The sequence below is a fragment of the Bradyrhizobium sp. Leo114 genome (assembly GCF_055229415.2).
Map to the genome: position 1 here is coordinate 1 of NZ_JBUYEN020000096.1, position 12,964 is coordinate 12,964.

At 65.0% G+C, this 12,964-nt stretch carries 11 protein-coding genes and 1 pseudogene; 5 read left to right on the top strand and 7 right to left on the bottom strand.

The genetic code is table 11. From position 1 onward, the window contains the following. The 5 genes and pseudogenes from ACZIRK_RS43445 to ACZIRK_RS43465 form a co-directional block, all read left to right on the top strand. Positions 1–108 (top strand): annotated as a pseudogene (locus ACZIRK_RS43445) (IS5/IS1182 family transposase); the annotation flags it as partial. A gap of 178 nt (positions 109–286) precedes the next feature. After that, entirely contained in the window at positions 287–940 is a 654-nt protein-coding gene (locus tag ACZIRK_RS43450; RefSeq protein ID WP_028166045.1) for a tetratricopeptide repeat protein, read from the top strand. A 34-nt stretch (positions 941–974) separates the two neighbouring features. After that, a complete protein-coding gene (locus tag ACZIRK_RS43455; protein WP_474419662.1) occupies positions 975–1,556 on the top strand; it encodes a hypothetical protein in 582 nt (193 codons plus the stop codon). A 57-nt stretch (positions 1,557–1,613) separates the two neighbouring features. Then, positions 1,614–2,993 carry a ribosome biogenesis GTPase Der gene (gene der / locus ACZIRK_RS43460; RefSeq protein ID WP_130230298.1) on the top strand — a complete coding sequence of 460 codons (1,380 nt, stop codon included), beginning with the start codon at positions 1,614–1,616 and terminating at the stop codon, positions 2,991–2,993. After that, positions 2,990–4,237, top strand: coding sequence for a TCR/Tet family MFS transporter (locus ACZIRK_RS43465; RefSeq protein WP_130230300.1), 1,248 nt, complete (start codon positions 2,990–2,992; stop codon positions 4,235–4,237). The genes der and ACZIRK_RS43465 overlap by 4 nt, the downstream gene beginning before the upstream one ends. 94 nt (positions 4,238–4,331) lie before the next feature. On the opposite strand, the gene ACZIRK_RS43470 is transcribed toward ACZIRK_RS43465, so the two are convergent. From ACZIRK_RS43470 to ACZIRK_RS43500, 7 genes are all read right to left on the bottom strand, one after another. Then, positions 4,332–5,570, bottom strand: coding sequence for an ABC transporter substrate-binding protein (locus tag ACZIRK_RS43470; RefSeq protein WP_028166049.1), 1,239 nt, complete (start codon positions 5,568–5,570; stop codon positions 4,332–4,334). A 123-nt stretch (positions 5,571–5,693) separates the two neighbouring features. Then, complete coding sequence (locus ACZIRK_RS43475) at positions 5,694–6,818, bottom strand: NHL repeat-containing protein (protein WP_130230302.1); 1,125 nt, start codon at positions 6,816–6,818, stop codon at positions 5,694–5,696. Positions 6,819–6,989: 171 nt separating this feature from the next. Then, positions 6,990–7,730: an SDR family NAD(P)-dependent oxidoreductase gene (locus tag ACZIRK_RS43480; RefSeq protein ID WP_130230304.1), complete on the bottom strand. Its 741-nt coding sequence runs from the start codon at positions 7,728–7,730 to the stop codon at positions 6,990–6,992. Between the two features lie 123 nt (positions 7,731–7,853). After that, positions 7,854–9,368 carry an amidophosphoribosyltransferase gene (gene purF / locus ACZIRK_RS43485; protein ID WP_130230308.1) on the bottom strand — a complete coding sequence of 505 codons (1,515 nt, stop codon included), beginning with the start codon at positions 9,366–9,368 and terminating at the stop codon, positions 7,854–7,856. Positions 9,369–9,430: 62 nt separating this feature from the next. Further along, positions 9,431–10,060 carry a CvpA family protein gene (locus tag ACZIRK_RS43490; RefSeq protein WP_028166053.1) on the bottom strand — a complete coding sequence of 210 codons (630 nt, stop codon included), beginning with the start codon at positions 10,058–10,060 and terminating at the stop codon, positions 9,431–9,433. Positions 10,061–10,234: 174 nt separating this feature from the next. Continuing rightward, positions 10,235–11,692, bottom strand: a complete 1,458-nt coding sequence (gene radA, locus ACZIRK_RS43495; RefSeq protein WP_474419664.1) for a DNA repair protein RadA — start codon at positions 11,690–11,692, stop codon at positions 10,235–10,237. A 122-nt stretch (positions 11,693–11,814) separates the two neighbouring features. After that, positions 11,815–12,540: a sulfite exporter TauE/SafE family protein gene (locus ACZIRK_RS43500; RefSeq protein WP_130230306.1), complete on the bottom strand. Its 726-nt coding sequence runs from the start codon at positions 12,538–12,540 to the stop codon at positions 11,815–11,817. Positions 12,541–12,964: the final 424 nt, after the last annotated feature.

Genomic DNA, 12,964 nt, shown 5'->3' on the forward strand with positions numbered 1-12,964 from the left:
TTCTCGAAACTGAAGCGTTTCAGGCGCGTTGCTACGCGCTACGAAAAAACCGCACGAAATTACTTCGCTGTCGTCGCTATCGCCGCAACTCTGCTCTGGCTAACATAACTGTCCACGCGACCTAGGCTCTCCGGGAGCAGGCAGCCTTCCACCGTTAACGCTTTGATCCGCCTCGCTTTGCCTTGCCACCGCCATATCATTAAGGTAACGCCGCCGCGATGTGGGGATCGGGCGCGCCTGCCGCCTGAGCGTTTTGCTTCGCCCTCCGGGGATGGGATAGCCTTAAGTGTCTGAATTATTTAGTGAAGTCGACGAGGAACTACGTCGCGAGCAGCTCAAGAAGCTGTGGGACAAGTATTCGCTTCTGATCATTGCGGTCGCGATTCTGATCGTCGCCGGCGTCGGCGGCTGGCGCGGCTACGAATACCTCCAGGGCCAGAAGGCGGCCGAGGCGGGGGCCGCATTCGACCGGGCTGTCGAGCTGTCCGAACAGAACAAGCGCGCCGAGGCGGAGGCCGCTTTCGCCGACCTGGCTGCGAAGGCGCCGGCCGGTTACCGGGTGCTGGCGCGACTGCGGCTGGCTGCCGAAATCGCAGCCCGCGACCCGCAGGCGGCCGCGAAGATGTATGACGAGATCGCGGCCGACCGCAGCGTCGGTGTGGCGGATCAGGACCTGGCGCGGATCCGGGCCGCGCAATTGCTGCTGGAAACCGCGACCTACCAGAACATGCTGCAGCGGCTCGAGCCCGCCACCGCGGCGAACTCGACCTTCCGTCACACCGCGCGCGAATTGCTGGCATTGTCGGCCTACCGCGCCAATGATGCGGCCGCGGCGCGGCAGTGGCTCGACCTGATTGCCAACGATGCCGAGACGCCGCCGAGCCTGCGCTCGCGCGCCGAGGCGTTGCAGGCGCTCTTGCCGCCTGTCGCCAAGAGCTGATTGAGAGGCTAACGAGTTGAGTGAGGGATTGCCCATGCGCCGCTCGCAACGTCTGATCGCAGCCGCTGTCGCCATTGCGCTTTGCAGCGTGCTGGCCGGCTGCGGGGGCGGCGGCCTCTCCAATTTCGACCCGTCGGACCTGCTCGATTTCCTCGACACCAAGAAGAAGCTGCCGGGTGAGCGCAAGCCGGTGTTTCCGGATGGCGTGCCGGGCCTTGAGCAGGGCGTGCCGAAGGAGCTCTACAAGGGCTCGCAGCAACAGCAGATCGATGAGCAGAACGCGCAGGCTGCCGCCGCCGCTGCTCCGCCGCCACAGCCTCCGCCGGAGCAGGCGAAGTCGAAGCGGTCGGCCAAGGGCAGGGCGGCTGCCGCGAGCACGGCGCCCGCAGCCGAGCCGGCCGCCGCCGATCCCAATGCCGCACCGTCCGAGGAGGGCGCATCCGCTGCGCTGCCGCCGGAGCCGAAGGCGAAGAGGATGGCGCGCAAGCGCACCACCGCGCCGCCGCCCGATCAGACGACGGCCCAACCGGCCGCTCAGCCGGAACCCGCACAGCCCACGCAGCAATCCTCCGCACCATTCCCGGCTCCAATGCCGAGCGGCAGTTTTACGCGCTAGTTCCTGCTAGACTCTATTGACCGACACGCGTTTCCGCGAACAGCGCTTTGATGATCCATGTCCTTTACGATCGCCATCATCGGCCGGCCCAATGTCGGAAAGTCGACGCTGTTCAACCGTCTGGTCGGGCAGAAGCTCGCGCTGGTCGATGACGAGCCCGGCGTAACGCGCGACCGCCGCGAGGGGCAGGCGCGGCTTGGCGATCTCGAATTCACCATCATCGATACCGCCGGTCTCGACGAGGGCGCCAAGGGCTCGCTGACTGCGCGCATGCAGGAGCAGACCGAAACCGCGATCGGCCTTGCTGACGCGCTGATGTTCGTGATCGACGCGCGGGTGGGGCTGACGCCGACCGACCGCGCCTTCGCCGATTTCGCCCGCCGCGCCAACAAGCCCGTGGTGCTTGTCGCCAACAAGGCCGAGGGCAAACATGGCGAGCTCGGCGCGATGGAATCCTACGCGCTGGGCCTTGGCGATCCCGTGCAGATTTCCGCCGAGCACGGCGAGGGCATGGGCGAGCTTTATGACGCGCTGAGCGTGCTGATGCCGGCGCCCGCTGAAGACGACGACCTCGAGGATGATGCGCCTGAAACCGAGGAGGACGTCGCCAAACGTCCGATCCGCGTCGCCATCGTCGGCCGCCCCAACGCCGGCAAGTCGACGCTGATCAATCATCTCCTTGGCGAGGAGCGGCTCTTGACCAGTCCGGAAGCCGGCACAACGCGGGACTCCATTGCGGTCGAGATCAACTGGCAGGGCCGCGACTTCCGCCTGTTCGATACCGCGGGCTTGCGGCGGCGGTCGCGGATCGAAGAGAAGCTTGAGAAGCTCTCAGTCGCCGACGCGTTGCGCGCAGTGCGCTTCGCCGAAGTCGTCGTGCTGATGATGGACGCGCAGAACAAGTTCGAGGAGCAGGACCTGCGCATCGCCGATCTGGTCGAGCGCGAGGGCCGCGCGATCGTGCTCGCGGTCAACAAATGGGACCTGGTCGAGCGTAAGCCGAACCTGATCTCGGGCCTCCGCGCCGATGCTGATCATTGGCTGCCGCAGGTGAAGGGCGTGCCCATCGTTGCGGTGTCCGGGCTGATGGGCGAGGGCGTCGATCGCCTGATGAAGGCGATCGAGGAGGCCTATGCCACCTGGAACAAGCGCGTTCCCACCGCCGCGCTCAATCGCTGGTTCGAGCAGGCGATCGCGGCCAACCCGCCGCCCGCCGTCTCCGGCCGCAGGTTGAAGCTGAACTACATCACCCAGAACAAGGCGCGGCCGCCAAGCTTCGTGCTGTTCTGCTCGCGCGCCGACGCCGTGCCGCAATCCTATTTGCGCTATCTCACCAACTCGCTGCGCGAGACCTTTGACCTGCCGGGCACGCCGGTGCGGATCACGCTGCGCGAAAAAGCCAATCCGTTCGCCCACAAGCGCAAGCGGCCGTCATGAGCGAAGAGGCGGCCGTCATCGATGCTCCGCCGAGGCGGAGCGGCGCCGCGATCTTCATCTTCGGCACCGTCCTGCTCGACATGCTGGCGCTCGGCGTTGTCATTCCGATCCTGCCGAAACTGATCGAGGGTTTCGTCGATAATGATACCGCGAGCGCCGCGCGCATCTTCGGCCTGTTCGGCACCGCCTGGGCGTTGATGCAATTACTCTTCTCGCCGATCCTCGGCGGATTGTCCGACAGGTTCGGGCGGCGTCCGGTGGTGCTATTGTCGAACTTCGGTCTCGCCGCCGACTATGTGCTGATGGCGCTGGCGCCATCGCTGGTCTGGCTGTTCATCGGCCGCCTGATTTCGGGCATCACCTCGGCGAGCGTCTCGACCGCCTTTGCCTACATCACCGACGTCACCGCGCCGGAGCAGCGCGCCACCATGTTCGGCAAGATCGGCGTCGCCTTCGGTGCCGGTTTCATCCTGGGGCCGGCGCTTGGCGGTCTGCTCGGCGGCTTCGATCCGCGATTGCCGTTCTGGGTTGCGGCGGGCTTGAGCTTTGCCAACGGACTCTATGGCCTCTTGATCCTGCCGGAGTCGCTGCCGCGAGAGCGGCGTTCGCCGTTCCGCTGGAAGAGCGCCAATCCGGTCGGCGCGTTGCATCTATTGGGCTCGGACCGCGTGCTCGCAGGGCTCTCGCTGGCGAATTTCTTCGCGCAGCTCGCCCATGTCGTGCTGCCCTCGACCTACGTGCTCTATGCGACCTATCGCTACGGCTGGGACACCGCCACCGTCGGCGCGACGCTCGCGCTGGTCGGCCTCTGCCAGATGATCGTGCAGGGCGCGGCGATCGGCCCGATCGTCAAGCGCTTCGGCGAGCGGCGGGCACTGTTGTTCGGCCTCGCCTGTGGCGCGATCGGCTTTCTGATTTTCGCGAGCGCGCCGACCGGAGCGCTGTCCTGGTTCGGCATTCCCGTGATGGCGCTGTGGGGCGTCGCGGGCGCGGCAATCCAGGCGTTGATGACGCAGCTTGTTGCGCCCGACCAGCAGGGCCAGCTCCAGGGCGCCACCACCAGCGTGCAGAGCGTGTCCCAGCTCGTGGGTCCCTTCCTGTTCACGCTGACATTCGCGTATTTCATCGGCACAAGCGCGCCGTTCAAATTGCCGGGCGCGCCGTTCTTCCTCGCAGCAGCATTGTTGCTGCTGGCGCTATTGGTTGCGTCGCTGACGCTCGCGAGGAAAGCGCAGGCTTCGTAGGGTGGGCAAAGCGCAGCGTGCCCACCATCGCGAGCACAGCAGGCGATGGTGGGCACGGCGCTTCGCGCCTTTGCCTACCCTACGCATCACGCCATTACTTCTTCACCAGCGGGCACTCGCTGGCTTCGAGCGGCTTGGCCGCGTCTTCCGGCGCGATGGTGGCGATCAGCTTGTAATAGTCCCAGGGATATTTGGACTCTTCCGGCTTCTTCACCTCGAACAGATAGGCCGGGATGATGCGGCGGCCGTCGATGCGCAGCGGGCCCTTGCCGAACAGGGGATCGTCGGTCGGCAGTTCCTTCATCTTGACGACGGTCTTGGCGCCGTCATGCGGGTTGCCGCCCATCGCTTCCAGCGCCTTCAGATAATGCAGGGTGGCCGCGTAATTGCCGGCGACCGTCATCGACGGCATCATGCCCTTCGGCGACACCTTGGCGAAACGCTTCGACCATTCGCGGGTCTTGTCGTTCAAATCCCAGTAGAAGGATTCCGTAAACGTCAGGCCCTGCGCGGTCTTCAGGCCGAGCGAATGCACGTCGGTGATGAACAGCAGGAGTGCCGCAAGCTTCTGGCCGCCGGAGACGATGCCGAATTCCGACGCCTGCTTGATCGAGTTCGTGGTGTCACCGCCGGCATTCGCGAGCCCGACCACCTTCGCCTTCGACGACTGCGCCTGCAGCAGGAAGGAGGAGAAGTCGGAGGTGTTGAGCGGATGCTTCACGCTGCCGAGCACCTTGCCACCATTGGCGAGAACGACCGCGGTGGTGTCGCGCTCCAGCGCATGGCCGAAGGCGTAGTCGGCGGTCAGGAAGAACCAGCTGTCGCCGCCGGCCTTGGTCAGCGCCTTGCCGGTGCCGTTGGCGAGCATGTAGGTGTCGTAGGTATAGGAGATGGTGTTCGGCGTGCACGCCTTGCCGGTGAGATCGGCGGTGGCCGCGCCCGAGTTGAGCAGCACCGCGTTCTTCTCCTTGACGAGGTTGCTGACCGCGAGCGCGACGCCCGAGTTCGGCGTGTCGACGATGACGTCGACCTTCTCATTGTCGATCCACTGCCGGGCGATGTTGACGCCGACATCAGGCTTGTTCTGGTGATCGCCGCTCAGCACCTCGATCTTCCAGCCCTTGTTGCGCAGGCCGGAATCCTCGACCGCCATGTTGACCGCGGCGACCGAATTGGCGCCGCCGATGTCGGCGTAAAGGCTCGACATGTCGTTCAACACGCCGATCTTGACGGTTTTGTCTTGAGTTTTGTCTTGGGCGAAAGCCGGGGTCGCAAGACCCAATCCGGCGCAAGCGAATAGCGCGGCGTAGCGCCGCGCGCGCGTCGTTTTCATGTGTTCCCTCCTGTTAATGCCGGCGCGGCCCTCTTTTTTGGGGCCTTTCACCAGCGGCGCGGTCGGGGGTGACCCGATCCTCGGGTTCCCGCTTATCCTGTCTCGCGCCTTCCGGCAATGCGCTTATCGTAGCGCATCGGAGCTCAGTTTGAATTTCTGGATGCGCTTGGCGTTGTCGACCTCGGCCGTATAGACGTTGCCCTTGGCGTCGACGGCCATGGCGTGGACCCAGTGGAATTGCCCGGCATTGCGGCCGCTGCGGCCGAAACTGCCGACGACCGTGCCATCGTCGCGCCTGATGATCCGGATCTCGTTGTTCTCGCCGTCGGCGCTCAAGAGATAGGTTTGGTTCGGATCGGGCCAGAGCGCGATGTCCCATACCGCGCCGTTGCCGAGCGTGTTCTTTTCAAAGAACCACTCTTTGACGAAAGTGCCGTCCTTCTTGAATACCTGGATACGGTTGTTGATGCGGTCGCATACATAGACCAGCCCGTCACCCGCGAGCTTCACGCAATGCACGGGATTGCCGAATTGTTGGGCAACCGGCGCCTTGGGATCATAGGCGGCCTGCTTGTCGTCATCCGGCTTGTTGCCATAGGCGCCCCAGTGCCGCTTGTAGGCGCCGCTCGTGGCGTCGAACACGATCACGCGGCGGTTGCCGTAACCATCGGCGACGTAGATCTCGTTGGCCGCCTTGTCGATCGCGGTCTCCGCGGGCTTGCCGAGCTGGGTGGTGTCGTTAGAGCCTTTGCTCGGCGCGATCTTGCCGATCTGGGAGACGAACTTGCCGTCGAGCGTGAATTTCAGGATCGCGTTGTCATTGTCGGCATTGCCGCCGACCCAGACGAAGCCGCGCTCGTCGACCTCGATGCCGTGCTCGCGGCCGACCCATTCATAGCCTTCGCCGGGCCCGCCCCAGGCGCGCAACAGATTGCCGTCGGCGTCGAACTCGAGCACCGGCGGTGCGGGGACGCAGCATTTCGAACGCGGCGGATTGAGCGTTGCGCCTTTCTCGTCATCGGTCAGCGAGCGCGGGCGATGGATCACCCAGATATGGCCCTGCCAATCCACGGTGATGCCGCCGACCTGTCCGAGGATCCAATTGTTCGGCAACGGCTTCGGCCAGGCTGCATCGACCGCGAAGGTCGGAATGTCGCCGGCATGCGACGGCGCCGACAGGCAGAAGCAGGCGATGCAGCTTAAGATGAATCCGAAAAGGGTGCGCGCGCGATTGAGCCTCGCCGTCATGGTTGCCTCCCGAGATTTTTCTTGGCGGTTTGCCCGCTCAGGTAGCAGTCAATCGCGCCGAGGGAGTTGAGTCAATCGCCCGTCATTGCGAGCGGAGCGAAGCAATCCATAGCGCCACAAGTGGAGGCGCGGATTGCTTCGTCGCTGCGCTCCTCGCAATGATCGAGAAAATCACGCCGGCGGATGGAAGCTCATCAGCTTGCGCGAGGGATAATCGTAGAACTTGCCGGTCTCCGTCCACTCCGGCGAACACATCGGCACGATGAACTCCGCCGCCTGCTCAGGCGTATCGATATCCATCGGGTCTTCGCCCGGAAACACCGCGGCGCGCATGCGGGTGCGGATCGGGCCCGGGCTGAACAGGTTGATGCGCAGCCTCAAGGTCGCGGTCTCGTTGGCCCAGACGCGCACCAGCGTTTCCAGCGCGGCCTTCGACGCCGCATAGGGGCCGAGATAGGCGAGTGCCTTGTTGGCTGCACCCGAGGTGATGAACACCGCGCGTCCGGCATCCGACACTTTCAAGAGTGGCTCCATGCAGCGGATGAGCTGGAAGTTCGCGGTGACGTTGACCGCCATCACGTCGTTCCACGATTTCAGATCGATGTGGCCGAGCGGCGAGGAAGGGCCGGCGACGCCGGCATTGCCGACGAGGATGTCGAGCTTGCCGTGGCGCTCATGCAGCGCTGCGCCCAAGCGGGCGATGCCGTCGGAATCGGTGAGGCTGAGCGGCACCAGCGTGGCGCTGCCGCCGCTTTGCCGGATCTCGTCGTCGAGCTCCTCGAGCCCTCCTTGCGTCCGCGCCACCGCCACGATATGCGCGCCGGCTTTGGCCAGCGCGAGCGCGGTGGCATAGCCGATGCCGCGCGAGGCGCCGGTGACGAGGGCGATGCGGGAGGCGAGGGGTTTTGTCATGGTTGTCCAAGTGTTCGTCATGGCCGGGCTTGTCCCGGGCGTCCACGTGTTCTTGGCGCGGTATTACAGACGTGGATGGCCGGGACAAGCCCGGCCATGGGGGTGCAGGAGCGATAGTCTCTCTCAGCTCGCCTCCGCCAGCAGCGACAATTGCCGCGGCTGCGGCTCGGTTTCGCTGTGGTCGGTGAGGTGGGTGGGGTAAGCGCCCGTGAAGCAGTGGTCGGCGAATTTCGGGTTGGCGGGATCGCGGCCGTCGGGATAGCCCATGGCGCGATACATGCCGTCGATCGACAGGAAGGCCAGCGAGTCCGCGCCGATGATGTCGCGCATTTCCTCCAGCGTATGCGTCGCCGCCAAGAGGCCGCCGCGGTCGGGCAGGTCGATGCCGTAATAGTCGGGATAGAGGATCGGCGGCGAAGCGAGGCGGAAATGCACTTCGAGGGCGCCGGCGTCGCGCATCATGCGCACGATCTTCTTGGAGGTGGTGCCGCGCACCAGCGAGTCGTCGATCAGGAGGATGCGCTTGCCCTCGATGGCGGCGCGGTTGGCCGAATGCTTCATGCGTACGCCGAGCTCGCGCACGCTCTGGGTCGGCTGGATGAAGGTGCGGCCGACATAGTGGTTGCGGATGATGCCAAGCTCGAACGGCACGCCGGAATACTGACTGTAGCCGACCGCGGCGGGCACGCCGGAATCCGGCACCGGCACCACGACGTCGATATCCGGATGGTTCTCGCGCGCAAGCTGCGCGCCGAACGCCTTGCGGACCTCGTAGACCGAACGGCCGCCGACGATCGAGTCGGGCCGCGAGAAATAGATGTACTCGAAGATGCAGGGCCGTGGCGGCTTCGGCGGGAACGGCTTGTGCGTGTGCGCGCCTTCCTCATCGAACACGATGATCTCGCCCGGCTCGATATCGCGGACATATTTGGCGCCGATCATGTCGAGCGCGCAGGTCTCCGAGGTCAGGATCGGCCGGCCGTCGAGGTCGCCGAGCACCAGCGGCCGGATGCCGAGCGGATCGCGCGCGCCGACCAGCTTCTTGTTGGTCAGCGCGACCAGCGAATAGGCGCCCTCGATCGCGCGCAGCGCCTCGATGAAGCGATCGACAAAATGGCTGCGCTTGGACTGCGCCACCAGGTGCAGGATCACCTCGGTGTCGGTGGTCGACTGCATCATCGCGCCGTTCTTGACGAGCTCGCGGCGCAGCGACAGCCCGTTGGTGAGGTTGCCGTTATGGCCGACCGCAAAGCCGCCGGCGTTGAGCTCGGCGAACAGCGGCTGCACGTTGCGCAGGATGGTGGCGCCGGTGGTGGAATAGCGGACATGGCCGACTGCGGTCGAGCCGGGCAGGCGTTCGATCACTTCGCGGCGGGAGAAGGTGTCGCCGACCAGGCCGAGCCGTCGCTCAGAGTGGAAGCGGCTGCCGTCGAAGGTGACGATGCCGCAAGCTTCCTGGCCGCGATGCTGGAGGGCGTGCAATCCGAGCGCCGTGATGGTGGCGGCTTCGGGGTGACCGAAAATGCCGAACACGCCGCACTCTTCGCGTAGCGTGTCGCCTTCGAGATCATCCTGCAATTCGATGGGCCCGGAAGAATACGGGTCAAGCTGCTCGGCGTGATCGGAAGGGGATTGCATCGCGTTCATCGCCTTTCTTTGTGGCCTGTGCTGAGTTTAGCCCAGCGGGCCTAAGTCAAGGTTTAACGGCCCGCGGGTTTTTCGATCAGCTTTTTAAGGCTGTCGCGGGCAGGTTTACTATAGCCATCGCCCGACGCCGGCGCGGTGGGTTCGGCGTCAGTCTGATCGTCTTCCGGTTTGTTTTTCTTGAACCGCTTTAAGATGGTGTTCTCGGGGTCATCAGGCAAGAGCGACATCAGCCAATCCCCGGTTCCTTGCAGCACCACGCGGGATTTTGCGCCCGTCACCCAGTCCGGGCGCTGCTTGTCAGGAACCAGCCAGCTGAAGAACAGGAAGGCGACGACCACGATCAGGAGCCCGCGCGCCAGCCCGAACAGGAAGCCGAGCGTGCGGTCGAGCGCGCCGATGCGTGAATCCAGGATCATGTCGGAAATCCGCACCGTGATGATGGACACCACGATCAGGGTACCGATGAAAGTGCCGGCGACCACGACGACGGCGGCGACGGTGTCGTTGTTGAAGTACGTTTTCGCGGTCGGCAAAAGCTTCGAGAAAGCATAAAGCGTGACCAGCGCCGCCGCGCCCCAGGCCGCGATCGACAGGATCTCGCGCATGAAGCCGCGCACCATCGCAAGCAGGCCCGAGATCAGCATCACCGCGAGCAGGACGAGATCGAGGATCGTTATCGGCATCGGGTGGTCAGGTCCGCTCGTTCTTCTTACGGGTCGTGCAGGGCTCGGCCGCCGCGAATCGGCGTTTCGGTTCCGTGCTAGCTGAAGGGCTTATAGCGTCTCCGGCAAGGCCGGAAAGTGCCTGTCCCACGCGGCGGGATGTATAGCGGCGAGGGCCGTCAAGGTCACCCCGCTTTAGCCCCTGTCGCGACGGAATCGGGCCGGTGTGGCATTTTTCTCAACGGGTTCAGCGTCCCGTTGAGCCTGGTGGTTGCCCCTCGGCGTGCCGCGGGCGGCGATCTCGGCGACCAGCGTGGTCAATCCGCCGACCGAGTTCAGGGTAAGGCCGGCATCGCCGCCATCGCCGCGGGCCGATTCGGGCAGCACGGCCCGGCCAAACCCGAGTTTTGCTGCTTCCTTCAGCCTGGCCGAGGTCTGCGCCACCGGCCGGACCGCACCGGACAGCGAAATCTCGCCGAAATAAACTGCATCCGTCGGCAGGGGAGCGTTGACGAGGGAGGATACCAGCGCTGCGGCGGCGGCAAGATCGGCGGCCGGTTCCTGGATGCGCAGGCCGCCTGCGACGTTCAGGTAGACGTCATGGCCGGAGAGTTTCACGCCGCAATGGGCCTCCAGCACTGCCAGTACCATCGACAGCCGGCTCGGGTCCCAGCCGACCACTGCGCGCCGCGGCGTGCCGAGCGTGGTCGGCGCCACCAACGCCTGCAGTTCCACCAGCACCGGGCGGGTGCCCTCGATCCCGGCAAACACGGCGGTGCCGGGGCTGCCGAGATCGCGCTCGGAAAGGAACAATTCGGAGGGGTTCGAGACCTCACGCAGGCCGAGCCCGGTCATCTCGAACACCCCGATCTCGTCGGTCGGGCCGAAGCGGTTCTTGACCGCGCGGAGGATGCGGAACTGCTGCGAGCCTTCCCCCTCGAACGACAGCACCGCGTCGACCATGTGCTCGACCACGCGGGGGCCCGCGATCTGGCCATCCTTGGTGACGTGCCCGACCAGGATGATGGCGGCGCCGGTCTTCTTGGCGAAACGAATCAGCGCCTGCGCCGAGGCGCGGACCTGGGTCACCGTGCCGGGCGCGGATTCGACGGTGTCGGTCCACATGGTCTGGATCGAATCGATCACGATCAGGCGCGGCACGGTGCCTTCTGACAGCGTCGAGACGATATCCTCCACGGACGTCTCGGAGGCGAGCTGCACCGGCGCATTCGCAAGCCCGAGCCGCTCGGCGCGCAGCCGCACCTGCGCCACCGCCTCTTCGCCCGAGATGTAGACCGCGCGGTGCCCGGCGCGCGCCATCATGCTGGTCGCCTGTGTCAGCAGCGTCGACTTGCCGATGCCGGGATCACCGCCGACCAGCAGCACCGACCCGCGTACGAAGCCGCCGCCGGTGACGCGGTCGAGCTCGGTCATGCCGGAGGAGAGGCGAGGAGCGTCGTTGCTCTTGCCGGAAAGCGACTCCAGCGCAAACGTCCGCCCCTTGCGCTTGGAGCGGATCGACACCGGCACATTGCCGGTCGAGTCCTCCTCCGCCAGCGTATTCCACTCGCCGCAGGCGTCGCACTTCCCCTGCCAGCGATTATACGCCGCGCCGCAGTTCTGGCAGACAAAGGAGAGGGTGGATTTGGCCATCTGAATGCTTGAGTCGCTGCTTCGCGTACCGTGCATAGCACGGTTACGCCTGACGGCACGAACCTCAATCATTGGCCGCTTTGGCGCGATATTGCTTGCGGTGGCTTTGGCAGGCGGCAATTCTAGTGAGTTGCCGCCGACCACAACAGCGACGCTCCGGCCACAAGCATGATGCCGTCCATCACCAAGCGGAAGACGTCAGGTTCGAGCCGTAGCACGAAGCGCTTGGCAATGAAGGCGCCGGCCATCAGCGACGAGCCCGCGATCAGGCCTTTGAGGGCGACGTCAGGCGTCAGCGCGCCGAAATGTCTGAACGTCACCGACTTGCTCACATAGAGTCCGAGCGAGCTTGCGGCCTCGGTGGCGAGGAAGGCGCCCTTGGTGAGGCCGTAGAACAGGAACAGCGGCACGCTCAAAGGTCCGGTGGAGACGACGATGCCCGTGAGATAGCCGATGATGGCGCCGCCTACAGCGAGATGCCACAACTGCGCTTTCAGTTGATGCCGCGCCAGCCAGTGCCGTAGTGGTACCATCGCGATCAGGAACAGGCCGATCGCGATATCGACGGCGCGAGAGGGCAGCGCCAAGAGCGTACGCGCGCCGAGCGCCGCGGCCGGAATGCCGGTGATGGAGTAGGCGGCACAAGCGCGCCAATCGACCTCGCGCCACCAGGCCAGGATGCGCGAAAGATTCGCCATCACCGCGGCGACCGCCATGATCGGCACCGCCTGCTTCGGCCCGAACTGATAGATCAGCACCGGCATCAGCATGATCGACGATCCCGTGCCGACGATGCCCGAAAGGGTTCCGGCAATCAGGCCGACGATGAGGACGAAGAGGTAGCCCACGAGATGGTGTCCGCGACTTTGTTAGGGGGAGACAGAGTAGCGCCTTTCGGGAGGTTGCGTCTTAAAGACTCCGACGTCATTCCGGGGCGCGCCCCTTCGCGCGAACCCGGAATCCATCGGGCTGCGGGCGCAGGTGGAGCAATGGATTCCGGGCTCGCCGCTTCGCGACGCCCGGGAATGACGGCGGAGAAAAATTCGCCAGCAATTCCAATGTGATTTGCCCTGTCCACTCCTCACGTGAAAAATAAACCGCTTAACCCGTCGGGCAAATCAGTGATTTAACTCCGCGTGTCTCACGCGGATGAGGGGCGGCTCGCGATCGTCACGAACGTTGCGGTGAGATGCGGTGGACGCAGGTGTTGCGATCGACGAACGCGACATCAGCGGACGGCGAAGTCGTGTGGTCCTGGCGCCCCGACGCTGG